This is a genomic window from Microbacterium luteum, from assembly GCF_015277875.1.
Lineage (GTDB): Bacteria > Actinomycetota > Actinomycetes > Actinomycetales > Microbacteriaceae > Microbacterium > Microbacterium luteum.
This window is the reverse complement of sequence record NZ_CP063814.1, coordinates 175,083-194,973: the sequence shown is the minus strand read 5'-3', so window position 1 is coordinate 194,973 and position 19,891 is coordinate 175,083. Positions and strand designations below refer to the sequence as shown.

The window sequence follows — 19,891 nt, the reverse complement described above, 5'->3', positions numbered from 1 at the left end:
CTCTCTATGCTGGCTCGAGTCACCCTGGTGCCCTAACGCAGGCTGGTAGGGCCTCCTTGGGCCGATAACCGGCCAAACACGCGACAGGGAAGGCAACCAGCCTGAATTGCGGCACGGTGGCGAACGAAGACCCGGCCGCTGCCGGGGACCCGACGACGCTGCTCGAAGCGGCAGCACCCGACCCCGCTCCGTGCACCAACTCAGGCTGGGGCCCGGGTCAAGATCTCTTTACCGCCTAGATGTACTGACCCGGATCGTTATTGACGTAGGAGAGGCCTCCGGGGTCGAGTTGGAGCTGTCTAGTTCCCCGGCTCTTTCCCACGGAGGCCTCTCATGTCCCACGGTAATGCCCGGCTTGCTCCGGCCGGCAGGTTGATCCTCGTTCAGCGCATCCAGTCCGGGCGTGCGGTCGCGCACGTCGCCGCTGAGATGGGAATCTCCCGCACGACCGCGTGGCGGTGGTGGCGCAGGTTCAGAGAGCACGGTCCTGCCGGTCTCGTTGACCGGTCCAGCGTCGCCCATTCCCACCCTCACCGGACGGCGGCGTGCGTCGAGGCGCGCGTGCGAATCATGCGTCACCTCACCCGCCGCGGCCCGGTGTTCATCGCCGACGAGCTCGGATTACAGGCCTCGACGGTGGGGCGGGTGCTGCGCCGCCACCGGGCCCCGCTGCTGCGAGAGCTGGACCCGGTCACCGGGACGGTGATCCGAGCGACGCGGCGGTCTGCGCAGCGTTACGAGCACGACCATCCCGGCGCCCTCATCCACGTTGACGTGAAGAAGCTCGGCCGCATCCCGGACGGCGGCGGCTGGCGTTTGCACGGTCGCAGCGAACGTCCGAAGCACAAGCGGGGCCTGGGCTACGACTACGTCCACACCGTCATCGACGACCACTCCAGAGTCGCTTACGCCGAGATCCACAGCGACGAGAAAGGCGCCACCGCCGCCGGCGTGCTCGACCGCGCCATCGGCTTCTACGCCAACCTCGGGGTCAGAGTCGAACGAGTGATCAGCGACAACGCATTCGCCTACCGGCACTCGACCGCGTTCCGCGCGGTCATCAACGCACACGGGATCACACAGAAGTTCATCCGCCCGCACTGCCCTTGGACAAACGGGAAAGTCGAACGACTGAACCGCACCCTCGCCGCCGAATGGGCATACGCCCAACCCTGGACCTCCAACGAGGACCGAGCCGCCGCCTTGACGGCCTGGATCGACCACTACAACCTGGAGAGGCGACACCTCGGCATCGGAGGCAAGTCCCCCATCGACCGAATCAACAACGGTCGAGGTCAGTACACCTAGAACCGCGCTCCCGAACGGAACCAGCCTGAATTCGTGCACGGTGGCCGGCGCAACATCCGTGCACGGTGGCCGGCGCGACATCCGTGCACGGTGGCCGGCGCGACATCCGTGCACGGTGGCCGGCGCAACATCCGCGCACGGTGACCGGCGCCGCACGTGCACGGTGGACGGCGCCGCATTCGCACGGAGGCCGGTGGCTCCGGCGATCGCGGCGGACCGGGTCAGGCGCGGCGGGAGCCCTGCTTCACCACGACCAGGCGGTAGGGGGCGCCGTCGGCCGACCACCACCGGTGGGCCACACCGCCGGCGTAGTAGGCGGAGTCGCCGACCGACAGCGTGCGCGTCTCGCCGTCGAGATCGAGGAAGACCGTGCCTTCGACGACGTAGACGAACTCGTCTTCCGGATGCTGGAACGCCTCTCCAGGTGAGGTCGCCGCGGCGCTGATCTCCACCGGATGCAGTGGACGCGACGCCGCCGCCAGCAGACGCGCGGTGCCGCTGGCGAAGCCGTCGGGAACCGTCGTGCCGCGCGGGTCGTCTCGACGCTGGATCTCGACCGGCGGCAGGTCGGCCACGGGCTCATCGGCGGCGGCGACGAGCTCGATGGGACTCGTCTGCAGCGCGACGGCGATGCGTCGCAGCGACCCGAGGCTCGGCTGTGCGAGCCCACGCTCGAGTTGGCTGAGGAAGGGATGCGACAGTCCCGTCGCCTCGGCGACCTGCACGAGCGTCAGCCCGTGCCCTTTCCTCAGGCGCCGGATGTGCGCCCCGAGGCGCAGGCCCGACGCCTCGCCGTCGGCCGCGGCGACTCCGGCCGGCAGGGCGCCGGTCGGAAGCGTGCTCGTCACGGCCCGACCTCAGGCGGGCAGCTCGACGCCGGCGGCGAGCGCGTACTCCCGCACATCCTGCACGAACGCCTCTCGACGGCGTGCCGTGAGCCACGACGCCTCGAACGAGTTGACCGCCAGCTGCACCAGATCGGCCGCGGTCAGTCCCGCCTGCTCAGCGAGGGCCACGTAGTTGTCGCCGACATAGCCGCCGAAGTAGGCGGGGTCATCGGAGTTGACCATGACGCGGGCGCCCTTGCGCAGCAGCGAGACGATCTCGTCGCTCTTCATCTGATCGGTCACGAACGAGTTCGACACCGGGCACGTGGTGAAGCCGATGCCCTTCGCGATCGCCGCGTCGACGAGCGCCGGATCTTCGACGATGTTCGTGCCGTGGTCGATGCGATCGACCTGGATGTCTTCGAGCACCGTGCGGATGTTGTCGATCGACCCGACCTGGTCGATATCGCAGTGCATCGTCAGGAAGAAGCCCTCCGCCCGGGCCCGGGCGAACACCGTCGCGAACTTCTCGGGCGGATTGCCCCGTTCGTCGGAGTCGAGCCCGACTCCCACGATCCACGCCTTGTAGGGCAGCGCCTCCATGAGGGTGGCCATGGCGTACTCGGCGGAGAAGTCGCGCAGGAAGCAGAGGATGAGCTCGGCCGAGATCCCCAGCTCGTCCTGCGCACGCACGGCCGCCCGGCGATAGCCGGTGATGACCTCGGCGAAGGGCACGCCACGACTCGTGTGGGCCTGCGGGTCGAAGAACATCTCGACATGCACGACACCCTGCGCCTTCGCGCGCTGCAGGTACGCCCAGGCGAGATCGTGGAAGTCGTCAGCGGTCTGCAGCACCTGCATCGCCGGGTAGTACACCGCGAGGAAGCTCGTCAGGTCGGTGAAGTCGTAGCTGGCCTTCACATCCTCGACGGTCTTCTGGTCGAGCTCGATGCCGTTCTTCGCCGCGAGGGCGAACTTCAGCTCGGGCTCGAGTGTTCCTTCGAGGTGCAGGTGCAGTTCCGCCTTCGGGAGCCCGTGGGCGAAGGCGGCGAGATCGATGGTGCTCAAGGAGTCAAACGCCCTTCTGGGGATGCATGCCCATACGGGCCAGCACGACGTCCTCGACGATCTGGACGACGTTGTAGAGGATGAGGGACACGGCGGTGACCGCGACGACGGAGGTCCAGAGCGCACTGAACTGGGCCTGCGGCACATAGCCGGCGATCGAACCGCCGATGCCGCCGCCGACCGCGAGCCACTCCGCCAGCAGCGCCCCGGTGATCGCGCCGGGCACCGAGATGCGCACGGCCGCGAAGAAGGCCGGAAGCGAGGTCGGCATCGCGACCTTCTGCAGTTTCGTCCACGCGCCGCCGCCGTAGACATCGACGAGATCGTTCATCTGGGGTGACGCCGAACGGAGGCCGAAGGAGATGTTCACCAGTGCGGGGAAGAGCACCACGATGCCGCCGATGACCGCGAGGGTCCAGAAGTCGCGACCGAAGATCAGGATGATCACCGGCGCCATCGCGACGAGCGGCACCGAGCGCAGCAGCATCGCGACGGGCATGAGGGCGTGCTCGATCCCCTTGTTGAGCTGGAACACCGTGGCACCGAGCGTCGCCACGACGAGCCCGGCGATGAAGCCGATCGCCGCATCGCCGAGGGTGACCATGAGGTTGGCGAAGATCATCTCGCGATTGGCTTCGGCCGCGGGCACCTCGAAGAGGTAGTTCCACACGTCGATCGGGCCCTTGGCGATCAGCGGGGAGATCTGGAAGACCCACAGCACACCGACCCAGATGACGATCACGGCGACGATCGTGCCGAGGAAGGTCGCCATGCCCCAGAGGAACGCACGCAGCGCCCCCGTGGCGGCCTGTTTGCGCATCGTGTTCTGCAGCCGCTCGGATGTCGCCGGCGGCCCCGCGGGGTCGGGCGGCGATGCGACGGGCGGACTCGTGACGGATGTCATGACGCACTTCCCTTCGACCACGGCGCCGCGACGCGCGCGATGATGCCGACGATGCCGAACCCGGCGAGTGACACGGCTCCGGATGCGAGCGCGAGCGCCCAGACGAGCGGCGCATCCGAGGCCTGCTGTGCGAGCACCATGGCCAGGCCCACACCGACCTCGATCTTTCCGAAGAACTCGCCGAGGACGGCGCCGAGGAACGCGGCGGGCACGGCGATCTTCAGGGCGTTGAGGATCGCCGGCACGGCGGCGACCAGACGCACCTTGAACAGCTGCGTGAACTTCGATCCGCCGTAGACGGTGATGAGGTCGAGGCTGGTCTTGTCGGCGGACTTCAATCCGAGCAGGGCGCCGACGACGGTCGTGAAGAAGCACGACAGAGCGGCCAGCAGGATGGCGGTTCCCGCGGGCTCGCCGACGGCCGGCGGCGGGATGAGGACGACGGCGAGCATGCCGATCGCGACGATCGGGACGCAGTACGTGAGGATCGCGACCTGCATCGCCACGCCCTCCAGGCGCGGAACGATGAGCACGAGACCCGACATGAGCAGGGCGAGGCCGTTGCCCCACAGGTAGCCGATGCCGGCCTCGGTGAGGGTCACCGCGAAGTTGCGGGCGAAGTAGTCCCACCCGGCGGCGATGTAGGCGCCGATCACTTCGGGGGGGCTCGGGATCGGACGCGCGCCCGTCGAGCTGACCCAGACGGCCGAGACGATCCACCAGAACGCGATGAGGCCGACACCGCCGATCGTTCCGATGAGCCACGGCGGCAGGCGCACGTCCTCCCACTCGATCGTGCGGGACTTGGTGGGGGCCTCAGTGGTCATCGGCCGCTGCGCCTCCCTCGCCGAACAGCAGCTCGGAAGCCTGGTCGACGTAGGAGTGGAACTCGGGACTGCGCATCATCTCGGGCAGGCGCGGACGAGGCAGGTCGATGGTCATGACCTCCTTGACCCTCCCGGGACGCGGGCTCATGACCGCGACCTGATCGGAGAGGAAGATGGCCTCCGAGATGCCGTGGGTGACCAGAAGTGTGGTCGCGGGCTTCTCGGTCCAGATGCGCAGCAGTTCGAGGTTGAGCTTCTGGCGGGTCATGTCGTCGAGCGCACCGAAGGGCTCGTCGAACAGCAGCACCTCGGGCCGCATGATGAGGGACCGCGCGATCGACACGCGCTGGCGCATCCCGCCGGACAGCTGCGCCGGCTTGGCCTTCTCGAAGCCCTTCAGTCCGACGAGGGCGATCATCTCGTCGACGTAGGCCTTGTCGACCTGCTGCCCGGCGATCTCGAACGGCAGGCGGATGTTCGACACCACGCTGCGCCAGGGAAGCAGCGCGGAGTCCTGGAACGCGATGCCGAGCTTGTTCTCCTTGCGGAGCTCCTTCGGGCTCTTCCCGTCCACGCGGGTCGTTCCGCTCGTGGGCTGCTCCAGCCCGGCGAGGATGCGCAGAATGGTGGACTTGCCGCATCCCGACGGTCCGAGCAGCGACAGGAACGTGCCCTGGTCGGTGTGGAGATTGGCGTCCTGCAGCGCAGCGACCGACTTGCGGCCGCTCGTGAAGACTTTGTTCAGGTCGGTGATCTGCAGGCCGGTGCCCAGGGTCGTCCCCTGGGCACCGGTCTGGGCGACGGGAATCGTCACAGTGGAACTCTCTCAATCAGCCCATGTAGTCGACGAGCTCGGGGTTCTCCTCGTACACCTCGGTGAGGAGGGAGAGGTCGAAGAGGTCCTCGGCGGTCAGCTCGATGCCGGCACCCGCGAGGCTCTCGATCGTTGCGGCCTGAAGCTCGTCGCTGATCGTGAACAGGCCGTTCGCCTCGGTCTCGTCGGTGACGACGAGGTCGACCTGGGCGATCGATCCGAGGGTCGAGGTCTCGGGGTCGAGACCGAGGTCGGCGCCGTACTCCTCGTAGGCGAGGCGAGCACCCTCTTCGGGGTCGTTGACGAGGTCGGTCCAGCCCATGATCTCGGCCTTCAGGAAGGCCTTCACCGTGGCGGGGTTGTTCGCGATCATGTCGTCGGTGGTGACGAGCGTCTCGGCGACGAAGGGCAGGCCGTTGTCGGCGAAGGGGAGGTTGACGGTGTCGTAGCCCTCCTCCGCGACGATGATCGACTCGTTGGTCAGGTACGAGATGAATCCGTCGACCTCGCCGTTGGTGAGCGGCGCCGGGTCGTACTGCACGGGGACGATCTCGACGTCGTCCGAGGTCAGGCCGTTGGCCGACAGAAAGGCGTTGAAGAGCGCAGTGTTGGAGTCCTGCACGCCGATCTTCTTGCCGACCAGGTCGTCCACGGTCGCGATGTTGCCGCCGTCGGCGAGAGAGAGAACGGTGAACGGGTTCTTCTGGTAGGTCGTGCCGATGATCTTCAGCGGCGCGCCCTCGGAGGCGACGACCGATCCGATCGAGACCGCGTCACTCATGCCGAAGTCGGCGGTGCCCGAGATGAGCTCGGTGGCGCTCGTGGAGGGTCCGGGGACGAGGGTGACCGAGTCGAAGCCGGCGTCGGTGTAATAGCCGTTGCTGTCGGCGAAGAACTCGCCGGCGAACTCCTCGTTCTTGATCCAGCTGAGCTGCACCGTGATGTCGGTGATCATCTCCTCGGATGCGGCGTCGTCCGTGTCGGCCGCCGGCTCCGAGTCGGACGAACCGGCGCAGGCGGTGAGGGCGAGAGCCGACACGGCGATGCCGGCCAGTGCCGCGGAGATGCGGCCCCGTCGGGAAGAAAGGAAGGTCATGTGAGATGTCCTCTGGTGCGGGTGGTGCCTCGGGTAAGGGAGCGCGATTCGCAATGCATTCCGTCTCGCGTGCTGAGGACGCTACGGGATGTAGATTTCACGAACACTTGCCGGGGTGTTTCGACCTCGTTACACCCGGCGGAGAGTCCCCCAAATCAGTGGGGATGACCGAGACGCGCCGCGATCTGCGGCAGCTGGGCGTGCACACGCACGCTCGCTTCGGCCGACAGCGGGTTCGTCGACAGGCCGTGCTGCGACACCAGGCGCCCGCCCACGTACACACGGGTGAGATTGCGCAAGCTCATCGACAGCACGTACGAGCGCACCGGATGCCACAGCGGTCCGACGTCGGGGCGGCGGGGGTCGACGACCACGAAATCGGCGAATTTGCCGACCTCGAGGCTTCCGACCCGATCGGCGACGCCCATGATCTCGGCCCCGCCGAGCGTGTGCAGGCGCAGCAGCGTCTCCGGCATCATCGACCGGGGGTCCTTGGTACGCGCGCGCTGCATCGCCATCCCCATGCGCATGTTCTGCCACGGATCCGACACGTCGGTGCAGGCCTGGTCGTCGAGGCCCATGCCGACCTTCATCCCCATCTCGAGCATCTCGGGCACCAGCGCCACACCGGAGGCGAGACGCCCGTTCGAGGCGGGCTGCCAGGACATGCTCGCACCGCCCGCTGCCGTCTCCGCGATGATCTCGGGGGTGGTCTGGATGAAGTGGCCGAACATCATGTCGGGACCGAGCGCTCCGGCGTCGCGGTACATCGCGAACTTCGACTGCTGCAGGGGAACCGCCTCCGGCGACTCCAGGAAATGCGCCTGGTTCGTCACGCCGAGGCGGCGCATCGCCTCGACCTCGATCTCGGCGGCGTCCTCGCGGGGCGACCATTGCACCTGCCCCATGATCGAGGCGCCCAGGGCGTAGTCCGCGTCGAGCGACCGCGTGTGGGCGACGCTCTGCGCGAAGCGGTCGTGGATCTCCTCGTCGGTGCCGACGGTGGCGTCCATGCCGATCGAGTCGACGAAGCGGATGCCGGCGTCGAGGCAGGCATCCGCCTGTCGCGTGTGATATTCCAGTTCACGCATGGGAGCATCGCCGACACGCTTGCCGTCGACCATCCGCTCCCACGACTGCAGCGGATCAGTGAAGTTGTAGGCGGTCGTCACGCCGTTGCCGAGGAAGTCCAGCGCACCGTGCAGCGTGGACCAGTAGATGTCATCGGCGGTCGCTCCGGAGGTCATCCCGAGCATCGAGTCGCACCAGCCGTACAGCGTCTCGCCGACGCCCAGACCGCGCAGTCCGCTCGTGAAGAGATGGCTGTGCGAGGACACGAACCCCGGCGCGACGAAGCTGCGCCCGACATCGAGGGTCTCATCGGCTGTGGTGCCGGCGGGCGGCTCCCCCTCGCCTACCGCAGCGATGCGATCGTCGTCGACGAGCATCCACCCGCCGTCGATGTATCCGGGATCGTCGGTGCCGGTGGGCACGGTGATCAGTCGGGCGTTCGTGATGAGCAGGGTGGTCATGAGGATCCCGTCTGTGGGTCGACTGGAGCTGTGGTGCATGTCCCCTTTTCTGCGCTCTCAGGGGCCGAGAACAGCAGAAATTGGGACATGGGTTGGTGGGAGGGGAGGTGAGGTGAGTGTGGGGGGTAGGGATCAGGAGGAGCGGGAGTGGGAGAGGTGCAGCACGGCTTCGGCGAGGGCGCGGATGCCGTGGGCGACGTCGCCGGTCGAGACGGACTCGGCCGGATGGTGGCTGATGCCGTCGGGGTTGCGCAGGAACAGCATGCCGATGTCGGTGATGCCGCCCATGGCCATGCCGTCGTGGCCGGCCCGGCTGAAGATGGTCGCGGGATCCTGAGCCGTCGACGTGGTCGCACCGATGCCCTCGCGGATGACGTCCTGGAGGAGCGGTGCGCACGACACGGCGGCCGCGGAGTGGATCTCGCGGGCGCGCCAGCGCAGCCCTCGGCGCCCCATGATCTCGTCGAGCTCACCGGACAGGGTGTGCCACACGCGATCGCGCTCACCGTCGAACTCTCCGCGCAGGTCGAGGGAGAACTGCACCTCGCCCGGTACGACGTTCACGCCGCCGGGGAAGGCCTCGAAGCGGCCGACCGTGCCGATGATGTGGTGCTCGGCGCGGCAGAGCCGCTCGACGGCGAGGGCACCTTCGCTCGCCCCGAGGAGCGCGTCGCGGCGCATGTCGTAGGGGGTTCCGCCGGCGTGCCGGGCCTCCCCTTCGACCGTGAGCAGAAAGCGGCGCGCACTGGCGATCGAGGAGACGACGGCGAGCGACTCGCCTCGACGGTCGAGCTCGGGGCCCTGTTCGATATGCGCTTCGAGGTATCCGACGAGCTCGTCGGGACGGCGGGCCGCCTCGCCGATGCGGCCCGGGTCGAGCCCGAACTCCAGGAACGCCTGACGAAGCGTCGTGCCGTCGGCGTCGGTGAGGCCCCACCATTCGTCGCGCCAGACGCCTCCCACCGCGGAGGATCCGAGCAGGGCCGTGCCGAACCGGGTTCCCTCCTCGTCCCAGAAGGCGATGATCTCCAGCGCGAAGCCGAGAGCCGACCGCCACTGCTCGTCGGTGCGCACACGCAGCAGGCGCACGACCTCCAGGGCCATGAGCACGCCGAGCATGCCGTCGAAGCGACCAGCGTCCGGAACGGTGTCGAGGTGCGACCCGAGCAGGAGCGCCGGTTCGTCGCCGGTCGTCATGCCGCGCGGGTCGGATCCGAGCCGGCCGACCTGGTTGCCGGCGGCATCCTGGCGGGTGGTCATGCCGATCTCGCGCATCCACTCCGCGACGAGACGGTTCACGCGGGCGTGCTCGGGCGACAGATACACGCGCTCGAGGCCGCCCTCCATCGAGGTCTCGCGGGCCAGCTCGTCGCAGCGCGCCATCACGCGTCGAGCGGATGCGGCGATCGCGTCGGGGGAGATGTCGAGGAGAGCCGCCGTCACCGCAGCACCTCGGCTGCCGCGTCGACGCCGCCGCCGACCGGCACGCGCGCACCGAAGCGGCGCAGCACGTGCTCGAGCGCGACGAGCGTGGTGAAAACGGCGTCGGGGCGAGCGTTGTAGCCCATGGTGCCGATGCGCCACACCCGCCCGTGCAGCGGGCCGAATGACGTTCCGATCTCGATGCCGAAGTCCTCCAGCATCGCCTGTCGCGCGGCGTCGCCGGCCACGCCCTCCGGGATCTCCACGGCGACGACATTCGTCATCTTGTGCGCGACGTCGCCGAACACGGTCAGGCCGAGCCCCCGAACCCCGGCGAGCATCGCGTCGCCGATGCGGCGGTGCCGCGCGATGACGGCATCCCGCCCCTCGAGCAGCAGCACCCGCGCGCACTCTCGGGCGCCGTAGAGCATGGAGGTCGCCTCGGTGTGATGGTTCAGCCGCCTCGGGCCCCAGTAGTCGAGGATCATGCCGAGATCGAAGTAGTTCGACCGCACGAAGTCGTCCGCGCTCGCGTCGCCCTCCTCGCGGATGCCGGCCTCGACCCGCTTGCGGGAGCGCACGACCTCGACGGCCCGGTCGCTCAGCGTCAGCGGCGCCGAACCCGACGGCCCGCCCAGGCACTTCTGCAGGCCCGCGGTCGCGGCATCCAGACCCCACGCATCCGCTTCGAAGTCGTTGCCGCCGAGCGACGCCGTCGCGTCGGTGTAGAACAGCACGCCGTGCCGTCGGCAGATCTCGCCGATCTCATCGAGGGGCTGGCACATGGTGGTGGAGGTGTCCCCCTGCACGAGCGCGAGCAGCATCGGCTTCACCCGCAGCACCGCCTCTTCGATCGCGGATGGGGTGAACACCTGACCCCACTCGACCTCGATGGTGTGCACCTCGGCCATCGCGCGCTCGGCGATCTCTGCCAGCAGGTGCCCGAAGCGTCCGAACACCGGCACGAGCACCTTCTCCCCCGGGCGAACAAGGGACGTGATCGCCGCTTCGATGCCGGCGCGCGAGGTGCCGTCGACGAGCACGGTGGCGTCGTTGGTCGTGGCGAAGACGTCGCGGTAGAGCGCCTGCGTCTCGGTCATCGTCGAGGTCATGAAGGGGTCGTATTGCCCGACCAGCGGCGCCGACATCGCGCGCAGCACGCTCGGGTAGGCCGAGATGGGCCCGGGGCCCATGAGAAGTCGGGCGGGCGGGTCGATGGGGGCGGGGATGCTCATGGTGTCTCTGATCGATGTCGTTCGGGGTTCGGATGCGGTGGTCGGGATGCCGGTCACACCGTGCGGGTGACCGTGGCGGCCAGGCGCTGCGCCAGCCGCACGAGGGCGAGGTCGGTGCCGGCGGGCGCGACCAGGCACACACCCACCGGTGCGGGTCCGTCGGGTGTGGCCACCGTCAGCAGCGGCACGGAGATCGAGGGGAGCCCCGCCACGGCGGCGGGGGTGGTCATGCGCAGGCTCGCCAAGCGGGTCGCGTCGACGTCGGCCGGCTCCGCGGTGCGCGACGGCGCCGGACCGGGCGCGGTCGGCAGGAGGAGAACTCCGCCCGCGACGATGCTCGCCAGGCCTCGGGCGATCGCCGTGACCTTCTCGCGCGCCTCGCGCTCCTCGGCCGACGTCACCTGCGACGCGGCGCGGAAGCGCTCGGCGACGGCGGGTCCGACGGCGCCCGGGTGCTCACGCAGCCAGTCGCCGTTGTTGCGCCAGGCCTCCGCACCCTGCACGGTGCGGAAGGGCACGGCGTAGTCGTCGAGGTCGCCGATCGACACGCTGTCGACCTCGGGCGGTTCGTCAGCGGCCGCGAGGAGGGTGAGCATCCGCTCGAACACCGCGCGCGTCTCGGGTTCGACCACGGCCAGCGCCTCCCGCGGCACGAGGAAGCGCCACGGCAGGTCTTCGGCCGACGGACCGTAGACGCTCTCGGTCGACTCCGATCCGTCGTAGCTGAGGCACCAGTCCGCGACGCGGCGCAGCGTATCGCCGTCCCGGGTGAGCCACGCCACGGTATCGAAGGACTGCGCGAGCGGCAGCATCCCCTGGCGCGGCACGAAGTCGTGCGTCGTTCGCAGCCCCCACAGCCCTTGATACGAGGCGGGGACGCGGACGGACCCGGCGGTGTCGGTCGCGAGGCCGATGTCGGCGTGGCCGAGCGAGACAGCCGCGGCGGGACCGCTCGACGAGCCGCCGGGCAGCGCCCACGGCGCGGCGGGGTTCGGCGGGGTTCCGTAGTGCACGTTGTCACCGGCGATCGAGTACGCGAACTCGTCGGTGCGCGCGATGCCCCGGAGCGAAGCGCCGCCGCGCAGCAGGTCGCCGACCGCCGGCGCCGTGCGGGTCTCGGGCCGGGCGCCGTCGAGGAACGTCGGGTTTCCGGCTCCGACGCGGTAGCCCTTGATCGCGAAGACGTCCTTGACGGCGACCGTGAGACCGGAGAGCGGACCATCCCACGCGCCCTGGTAGAGCGGGTCGCCCACGGTGCGCCAGACCGAACCGTCGAACGCGCCGCCGACGGCGTCGAATCCGGTCGTGGTGGCGTGGGCCGCGGCCACCGCAGCCGGGCCGTCGAAGTCGGCTTCGCGAATGCGCGCGTGCACGCCGCAGACGATGTCGACCACCTGGGAGATGTCGAAGTCGACCGCCGCCGAGAGATAGGCGTAGGCGAGGTGCTCATCCATGCCGTATCGGGCATGGAGCAGCGACAGCGAGGCGCGCACGCATCGCCGCATGGCTTCGCCGAGGTCTTCGTGCATGCCGGTGGGGACGAGATACTCGCGGGTCTTGACCAGCGGACCGGCGAGCTCGCCGAAGCGCTCCCGAGCCTCGGCGGCGGGCACGACGTCGAACCTCAGCGTCGCCCGCAGCGACGCCTCCAGCGCGGTCAGCGCGACCTCGCCGTCGCCCTGCGCGAAGTGCGGGTCGCCGACGTAGGCGAGCGCACCGGCGACCTGAACGGGCAGGTAGAGCGTGGCGCCGACGGTGAGGAGCTTGATGTCGATGTTGCCGCCATGGCTTCCCGGCGGCACCGAATGCGGATGCCGGTCGCCGGCGACCGCCACCCCCATCGTGCCGAGGAACGGCGCCAGCGGGAACTCCACCTCGCGCTCGACGTCGGCGGTGGCGCCGAGGGTGTCGCGCAGCGGCAACGCTCCGAACAGCCGGCCGGCCCGCTCGTGGACCGGCGTGAACACACTCACGTTGGACTCACCGCGCGGCAACTCGCCCACCAGTGCGCCCTTGCCGTGACGGTTCGAGATGACGCCGTAGGGAACGCGCGGGTCCAGGCGCTCGACGGTGATCGCGAGCAGGTCGCCGACGGCGGCACCCTCCACATGGATGGGGCCGGTCACCACGTGCGGGCCGTCGCGCTCGGGGTCCCGCATCCCGTCGGCGGCGATCGCCGCCGCGTCCTCGAGCACGGCGTCGGCCGAGACACCGTGGCGGGCGAAGAAGGCGTGCGGGTCCTTGCCCTGATCCTCGAGGATTCCCTCGTGGCTCACGGTGTCGATCGTGACGGTCTCGCCGGCACCGATGCGCAGCACGGCCGCATCCGTCTCACAGGGAAGCCGCCCCCATGACACGGTGTCCAGTCGCGCGGGCAGGTAGTGGTCGCCGGGGATCTCGCCCCGCCCCGGCTGCAGGATCTCGAACGACGCGATCATGCCCTCATCCAAACGCATGACGTCAGGCTCCGTCACCGTCGCGCGACAGCAGGCGGCCGCACGGGTTGCCCCGCCACTGCGGCGCCTCGCCCGCTCCGCCCTCGGTCACGTCGAACACCGATCGCCCGTGCAGCCACGTGCGGCGGGTGCGGCCGGTGAGGTCGCGCCCGTCGTATGCCGAGATCGGATTGCGATGCAGCAGCCGCCGCGCGTCGACATGCAGCGGATCGTCGGCCCCGAAGACGGTGAGGTTGGCGGCCGCGCCGATCTCGATGCGTCCGGCATCGACGCCCGCGATCGCGGCCGGGCCGGTGGTGAACAGCGGCACGATCGTCTCCAGCGCGATGCCGCGCTGGTGCGCCTCGGTCCACACCGCGGACATCCCGACCTGCAGGCCGGCGATCCCGCCCCACGCGAGCCCGAAGTCGCCGTCGCCGTCGCGCTTGCGCTCGACCGTCGACGGCGAGTGGTCGCTGACGATGCCGTCGATGGTGCCGTCGAGCACTCCCTCCCACAGCAGATCGCGATTCGCCGCCTCGCGGATGGGCGGGCAGCACTTGAATTCGCCGGCACCGTCGGCGATCTCCTCGGCGATCAGCGTGAGGTAGTGCGGACACGTCTCGACCGTGAGGGGGAGCCCCTCCGCCTTCGCCTGACGGATGACCGGCAGCGCGTGCGCGTCGCTCAGGTGCAGGATGTGGGCGCGGGCCCCGGTGCGTCGCATCGCGTCGATCACGGTGGTGATCGCCGCTGCCTCGCTCGCCGGTGGGCGCGAGCGCAGGAAGCCGTCGTAGTCGCGCCCGAGCGGCCCGTCGGGGCCAAGGAACGTCGGATCCTCGGCGTGCACGATCAACCGCGATCCGATCGCGGCGATCTCGGTCATCGCCTCTTCCATCTGCGTGGTGCTGAGGTGCCCGAACTCGTCGACTCCCGAGGGTGCGAGGAAGCACTTGAACCCGTAGACGCCGGCGTCGTGCAGCGGCGCGAGGCTGCCCAGGTTCTCGGGAACCGCTCCGCCCCAGAAGCCCACATCGATGAAAGCGGATGCGGCGGCCGCTTCGCGCTTGATCTCCAGCGCCTCGGGCGTGGTCGTGGGCGGAACGGAATTCAGCGGCATGTCGACGATCGTCGTGATGCCGCCCGCGGCGGCCGCGAGGGTGGCCGAGCGGAATCCCTCCCACTCGGTGCGTCCCGGCTCGTTCACGTGCACGTGCGAGTCCACCAGGCCCGGCAGCAGCACGGCATCGTCGGGCACGAGCACACGCCATTCGGTGTCGACCCGCTCGCGTGCCCCCAGGATGTCGACGATGCAGCCGCCGTCGAGCACGACGGTCGCGGGCTGGAAGGATCCGTCGACGAAGGCTCGCCGAGCCCGGATCGCGGTGCGCACGGGTTTCACGCGGCCGACGTTACGCGGGACGCGTTTCCGCAGTGTTACCCGCATGAACATTTCGTGTGCCGGCGCCGCACACCGGCGAACGCGCTATCCGGCTGCCGATTCCGGAACGGCCGACGCGCGGGCGGATGCCGGCGTCCCGCGGTGATTCCACATCACAGCGACATACAGCGCCGCCCCGAGAAGGGCACCGATGACCCACGCGAAACCGCTCAGCGCGCCGACCGCGGGAACCCACACCGCTGCGACGGAGAAGACCGCCGCCACGGCCACGGCGATCACCGCCCGGACGTTCCACCCGCGCTGATAGTGATACCGCGCAGCGGGGTCCATCGAGAAGAGGTCGGCGATCTTCAGGGCGCGTCGCTGCACGATGTAGTAGTCCGCGACGAGCACCCCGTAGAGCGGGGCGAGGACGGCGCCGAGGGTGTCGACGAAGACGGGGAGGTTGTCGCCGATCGTCACCACCCAGAGGGCGCCGATGATGAAGCCGAACAGGGCGGTGAGGTAGCCGCCGGTCTTGAAGCTGATGCGCTGCGGAGCGAGGTTCGACAGGTCGTACGCCGGCGGGATGAAGTTCGCGACGAGGTTGATGCCGACCGTCGCGAGCAGGAACGTGATCGCGGCGACGATGGTGAGGAAGACGTTGCCGACCTGTCCGACGATGTCGGCGGGGTTCGTGAGCGGCTCGCCCTGACCGTCTTGGAAGACGATGTAGGCGCCGGCGGTGATGAACAGCGCGAGGAAGGTGAAGAAGGTCAGGCTCACCGGCAGGCCGAGGAAGTTGCCGCGCTTCATCGCCTTCTCGCTCTTGGCGAACCGCGAGAAGTCGCCGAAGTTGATGATCACTGCAGAGAAATACGCGATCATCGTGCCGATCACCCCGACGAAGGCCGCGACGGCGGCCCATCCTTCGACCTCGGAGCTGTTGAAGATCTGGCCCACGGCGGGGATGAGGTCGTCACCCGCCTGGATCCAGATGGCGACGAGCAGCACGACCATGACGACGTAGACCGCGGGTCCTGCGAAGTTGAGGAACCGTTCGATCCACGCGATGCCGCGCGTGAAGAGCAGGATCTGGAGACCGGCGACGATCGCGTACGAGACCCAGTCGATCGCATCCATGCCGAGCACCGCGGGCAACTCGGGGTCGCCGAAGATCGCGTCGAGCGCGAGGGAGACTGCCGTGGAGGCGAAGTAGGTCTGCGCGCCGAACCAGAAGATCGCCACGATGCCGCGGATCAGAGCGGGGAACTGCGCGCCGCGAACCCCCATGCTCGACCGCGCCATGACGGCGTAGGGGATGCCGTACTTCACGCTGGGCTTGCCGGTCAGGTTGACCAGCCAGTTCACGAACAGGCCGGCCAGGACGATCGCGGCGAACACCCACCACCCGCTGATCCCGGCCGTCACGAACAGGCCCGCGGCGAGGGTGTAGCCCGCGAGGGACTGCACGTCGTTGGTCCACACGTTGAAGATCTCGAAGGCCGTCCACCGCCGCTTCTCGCGCGGCAACGGCGCGAGATCGTCGTTGTAGAGCGAGGGATGCGGGTGCGCACCGGCATCGGTGTCGAACGGCTCGGACTCGTGCGGACCTGCGGCGGTGCTCGTCATGTCGTTCTCCCTCGATGCGGTGAAGCAGGTCGCCCGCGATGGTGCGGACGGTGCGACCGGCGATGGAAAGGCGCTTCCGATCCGCCGAGGTTATTGCGCGGGGAGAGGGGGTGGGTTGCGCGGGTGTAAATCCTGTGACGACACCGCCGTCACGGCCGGGAAACCTGGTCGGTGTAACGTGCGGCGGGTGCACCTCAGCGACTTCAACGACCTCGACGACGCCACCGCCCGCGATCTCGTGCGGGTGTGGGCAGCTGTCCCGAGCTGGGTCGACGGCGTCGTCTCCGCGCGGCCGTACGCCTCCATCGACACCCTGACGACGCACGCCGCCGATCTGGCGAAGGGTTGGGGCCGCGCCGAGCTCGAGCAGGCGCTGTCCCAGCACCCGCGCATCGGTGAGAAGCCGGAGGGGGCGAACGCCGAGGCGGCCGCATCCCGTCGCGAGCAGTCGACGATGACCGACGCGGATCCCGCCGTGGCGGCGGCGATCGCAACCGGCAACGCGGAGTACGAGGCCCGCTTCGACCGGGTCTTCCTCGTGCGCGCCGCCGGTCGCACGCCCGAGCAGATCCTGCGAGAGCTGCAGCGCCGACTCGGGAACGACGACGACACCGAAGTGCGCGAGGCGTGCGAGCAGCTGGCCGAGATCGCTCTGCTGCGCCTGCGCGGCGCGGTCGGACACAAGCCCATCTGAACGGCAGGATCATCCCCATGAGCACGCACCTGACCACGCACGTCCTCGACGCTTCGCGCGGCGCCCCGGCCCGAGAGGTGAGCATCGCCCTCGCCCGCCTGCACGACACCGGCGAGGTCTCGCACCTGGCCGACGGTCTGACGAACGACGACGGTCGCCTCGCTCTCGGGCCGGAGCTGCTCGATCCCGGCACCTACCTGCTGACCTTCGCGACCGGCGCCTACTTCGCGGCGCAGCAGGTGGAGACCTTCTACCCGCTCGTGACGGTCAGCTTCAGCGTCGCGCCCGCCGCCCACGACGAGACGCCCCACCTGCACGTGCCGCTGCTGCTCAGCCCATTCGCCTACTCCACCTACCGCGGCAGCTGAGCCGAGTACAAAGGCCGGCCGCGAGCGTCGCCAACACAGGAGATCCTGCGGGCTCGTGCCGCATCCATCGATCTGGATCGGCTCGCCGCCGCAGATCTCCTGTGTTGTTCGCACGCAGCCGCGACTGCCGTCGGCCGGGCGGCTCAGGGGATCCAGTACCCCACGGCGCAGAGAACCCGTGTCTCTTCGTCGGCATCGGCGGGCGGATCGATCGCGGGCGGGAAGACACCCCACTGACGCCATTCATCGGCATGCACCACGACGTGCTCGTTCAGGCCGGCGAGCAGCTCCGGCGAGAGGTGGAAGTCGATCCCGAGCTTCTTCGCGATCAGCCAGGCCTGGAACGCACGATAGGTGGCCAGGTGAGCGAATCCCTCGGCGGCGGGATAGTCCCCGTACTGGAACCGGAAGACGGCGTCGTCGGCTACCCCGGCTCGCACCGCCTCACCGGCGGTGTCGTTGAGCGCGTCGTAGGCGGCCACCGGGTCGCCACCGAACAGGTCGGCCTCACGGAACTCGTCGCCCTCGGCGATCGACCGACCGGCGAGCACGCCGGGAATCCACGCTTCGTCGTAGGCGTGGGCGAAGAGGATGTCGCGGTAGGTGGGGTCGGGTGTGCTCGTCCACTCGGACGGCGCGGGGCGATCGAGGTCGGCGACGTCGATCCGGTCGATGACGCTGCGCAGAGCGGCATCGGAGGCGAGGAACAGCTCATCGGCTCTCATGACGCTCACCGTAGCGCCGACCTCCCACACGCTCCACCGCTGCCGCGGAGGCGATCAGGCCGTGAAGACGGTGTGCACGTCGCCGGCGACCGCGCGCCCGCCGAGCGCCTCGAGCTCGAGCAGCACGGCGCTGCCGATCACCTCGGCGCCGAGCTCGGCGAGCAGTCGATGGCTCGCGCGCAGCGTGCCGCCGGTGGCGAGCACGTCATCCAGCACGAGCACGCGCGATCCGGCGGGGATGTCGTCCGACGCCTCGACCGCCGCCTCGCCGTATTCGAGGGCGTAGGAGACGGATGCGGCCGGCCGCGGCAGCTTGCCGGCCTTGCGGATCGGCACCATCCCGGTGCCGGTCGCGACGGCGGCGGCACCGGCAAGCAGGAATCCGCGCGCTTCGATTCCGGCCACGACGTCGAAGCCTCCGCGGAAGGGCTCGACGAGCGCTTCGACGCAGACGCGGAACGCCGCTGCGTCGGCGAGCAGCGGAGCGATGTCACGGAAGAGGACGCCGGGTTCGGGGAAGTCCGGGACGACGGCGATGAGCTGCTCGGCGCGGGCGAGGTCTGCGTGCACCCGGCAACACTACCGGGCGGACGCCCTGCCAGGATGGACGCATGACCGCCTCCGACACGCGCGCGCCGCTCGGAACGGCGCCCGCCTCAGGAGCGTTCGCCGGCGCGATCCGCAGCCTGTCCGACCGGTTCGCCGCCGAAACCGCGCAGCTCGATCCGGACCATCCGATCGACTCCGACGCATGGCCGACCGTCGGCGCGATGGTCGATCACCTCGGCCAGATCCAGCGCTGGGCGACGGAGGTCGTGCGCACCGGCGCATCCGTCGACCGTGCCCCGTTCGCGCGGCCTGCCGACCGCGAGCGCATCGCCTGGTTCGTCGAGGGATCGTCGGCGCTGGCCACCGAGCTCGAGTCGCGCGACGCGTCGGACGAGTGCTGGGCCTTCGTTCCCAGCGGCACGGTCGGCTTCTGGGCGCGCCGGCAGGCGCACGAAGCGCGCAAGCACCTGTGGGACATCCGCACCGCATCCGTCGCCGTGCCCGAGATGCCCGACGCCGGCGGGCACGAGATGGCCGCCGACATCGTCGACGAGCTCTACGCCGTCTTCCTCGCACGCGCCGTTCGCGGCGGTCTCGCGCCCCTGCCGACCCCGCTCGAACTCGTGCCCGTCGACGCGGCCGTGGCGTGGCATCTCGCGCCGGACTGGACCGTGCGGCGCACGACGGATGCTGCCGCAGACCCTGCCGCGACGGTCGTGACGGCCACCCTGGGCGACATCGCACTCTTCGCGTGGGATCGCGCGGTGCCGGAAGACATGCCCGACCGGTTCGCCGTCACCGGGTCCCTCGCGACCGTCGCCGCCTACCGTGACGCTCCCGTGCATCCCTGATGCCCAACGCGCGCATCCACACCCGCGCCCGGCTCACTTGTCACCGGATGTCGGATAGCCGCCCCGTGACGACACCTCGCGGCAACCGAACGCCCGCATCCACACCCGCGCCCGGCTCACTTGTCACCGGATGTCGGACAGCCGCCCCGTGACGACACCTCGCGGCAACCGAACGCCCGCCTCCACACCCGTGCCGCCCGCCGGCCGCGCCGCACCGCCCCTT

Annotated in this window: 18 protein-coding genes; 4 read left to right on the top strand and 14 right to left on the bottom strand. The window is 69.6% G+C overall.

Annotation, left to right across the window (positions count from 1 at the left end; all coding sequences use genetic code 11):
• Positions 1-333 precede the first annotated feature (333 nt).
• Positions 334-1,308, top strand: coding sequence for an IS481 family transposase (locus tag IM777_RS00955; RefSeq protein ID WP_194384274.1), 975 nt, complete (start codon positions 334-336; stop codon positions 1,306-1,308).
• A 221-nt stretch (positions 1,309-1,529) separates the two neighbouring features.
• On the opposite strand, the gene IM777_RS00950 is transcribed toward IM777_RS00955, so the two are convergent.
• The 12 genes from IM777_RS00950 to IM777_RS00895 form a co-directional block, all read right to left on the bottom strand.
• Complete coding sequence (locus IM777_RS00950; RefSeq protein ID WP_228480888.1) at positions 1,530-2,156, bottom strand: helix-turn-helix domain-containing protein; 627 nt, start codon at positions 2,154-2,156, stop codon at positions 1,530-1,532.
• Between the two features lie 9 nt (positions 2,157-2,165).
• Positions 2,166-3,203 (bottom strand): adenosine deaminase, encoded by a 1,038-nt coding sequence (gene add / locus IM777_RS00945; protein WP_228480887.1) that lies wholly within the window; start codon positions 3,201-3,203, stop codon positions 2,166-2,168.
• 4 nt (positions 3,204-3,207) lie between these two features.
• Positions 3,208-4,107, bottom strand: coding sequence for an ABC transporter permease (locus tag IM777_RS00940; protein ID WP_194384273.1), 900 nt, complete (start codon positions 4,105-4,107; stop codon positions 3,208-3,210).
• Positions 4,104-4,934 carry an ABC transporter permease gene (locus IM777_RS00935; protein ID WP_071044285.1) on the bottom strand — a complete coding sequence of 277 codons (831 nt, stop codon included), beginning with the start codon at positions 4,932-4,934 and terminating at the stop codon, positions 4,104-4,106. The genes IM777_RS00940 and IM777_RS00935 overlap by 4 nt, the downstream gene beginning before the upstream one ends.
• Positions 4,924-5,742 carry an ABC transporter ATP-binding protein gene (locus IM777_RS00930; protein ID WP_071044355.1) on the bottom strand — a complete coding sequence of 273 codons (819 nt, stop codon included), beginning with the start codon at positions 5,740-5,742 and terminating at the stop codon, positions 4,924-4,926. The genes IM777_RS00935 and IM777_RS00930 overlap by 11 nt, the downstream gene beginning before the upstream one ends.
• A 22-nt stretch (positions 5,743-5,764) precedes the next feature.
• Complete coding sequence (locus IM777_RS00925; protein WP_194384272.1) at positions 5,765-6,844, bottom strand: ABC transporter substrate-binding protein; 1,080 nt, start codon at positions 6,842-6,844, stop codon at positions 5,765-5,767.
• A gap of 155 nt (positions 6,845-6,999) precedes the next feature.
• Positions 7,000-8,376: an amidohydrolase family protein gene (locus IM777_RS00920; protein ID WP_194384271.1), complete on the bottom strand. Its 1,377-nt coding sequence runs from the start codon at positions 8,374-8,376 to the stop codon at positions 7,000-7,002.
• 132 nt (positions 8,377-8,508) lie between these two features.
• On the bottom strand, positions 8,509-9,819 hold the full coding sequence (locus IM777_RS00915; protein WP_228480885.1) for a Zn-dependent hydrolase: 1,311 nt from the start codon (positions 9,817-9,819) through the stop codon (positions 8,509-8,511).
• Positions 9,816-11,033, bottom strand: coding sequence for a pyridoxal-phosphate-dependent aminotransferase family protein (locus tag IM777_RS00910; RefSeq protein WP_194384270.1), 1,218 nt, complete (start codon positions 11,031-11,033; stop codon positions 9,816-9,818). Before IM777_RS00910 ends, IM777_RS00915 begins: the two co-directional genes overlap by 4 nt.
• A gap of 53 nt (positions 11,034-11,086) precedes the next feature.
• A complete protein-coding gene (locus tag IM777_RS17480; RefSeq protein ID WP_336510681.1) occupies positions 11,087-13,489 on the bottom strand; it encodes an amidase family protein in 2,403 nt (800 codons plus the stop codon).
• Positions 13,490-13,493: 4 nt separating this feature from the next.
• Positions 13,494-14,870, bottom strand: a complete 1,377-nt coding sequence (gene allB, locus IM777_RS00900) for an allantoinase AllB (protein ID WP_228480884.1) — start codon at positions 14,868-14,870, stop codon at positions 13,494-13,496.
• 84 nt (positions 14,871-14,954) lie between these two features.
• Positions 14,955-16,481, bottom strand: a complete 1,527-nt coding sequence (locus IM777_RS00895) for an NCS1 family nucleobase:cation symporter-1 (RefSeq protein ID WP_194384268.1) — start codon at positions 16,479-16,481, stop codon at positions 14,955-14,957.
• A 187-nt stretch (positions 16,482-16,668) separates the two neighbouring features.
• On the opposite strand from IM777_RS00895, the gene uraD reads away from it, so the two are divergent.
• Entirely contained in the window at positions 16,669-17,175 is a 507-nt protein-coding gene (uraD, locus tag IM777_RS00890; RefSeq protein ID WP_071044280.1) for a 2-oxo-4-hydroxy-4-carboxy-5-ureidoimidazoline decarboxylase, read from the top strand.
• Between the two features lie 17 nt (positions 17,176-17,192).
• The gene (gene uraH / locus IM777_RS00885; protein WP_194384266.1) at positions 17,193-17,543 is read left to right on the top strand and encodes a hydroxyisourate hydrolase; all 351 of its coding nucleotides are present in this window, start codon (positions 17,193-17,195) and stop codon (positions 17,541-17,543) included.
• Positions 17,544-17,686: 143 nt separating this feature from the next.
• On the opposite strand, the gene IM777_RS00880 is transcribed toward uraH, so the two are convergent.
• A complete protein-coding gene (locus IM777_RS00880) occupies positions 17,687-18,268 on the bottom strand; it encodes a hypothetical protein (RefSeq protein WP_194384265.1) in 582 nt (193 codons plus the stop codon).
• 54 nt (positions 18,269-18,322) lie between these two features.
• Positions 18,323-18,838: an adenine phosphoribosyltransferase gene (locus tag IM777_RS00875; RefSeq protein ID WP_071044278.1), complete on the bottom strand. Its 516-nt coding sequence runs from the start codon at positions 18,836-18,838 to the stop codon at positions 18,323-18,325.
• Positions 18,839-18,879: 41 nt separating this feature from the next.
• Here IM777_RS00875 and IM777_RS00870 point away from each other — a divergent pair, with 41 nt between their 5' ends.
• Positions 18,880-19,668 carry a maleylpyruvate isomerase N-terminal domain-containing protein gene (locus IM777_RS00870; RefSeq protein WP_194384264.1) on the top strand — a complete coding sequence of 263 codons (789 nt, stop codon included), beginning with the start codon at positions 18,880-18,882 and terminating at the stop codon, positions 19,666-19,668.
• The last annotated feature ends 223 nt before the right edge of the window (positions 19,669-19,891 follow it).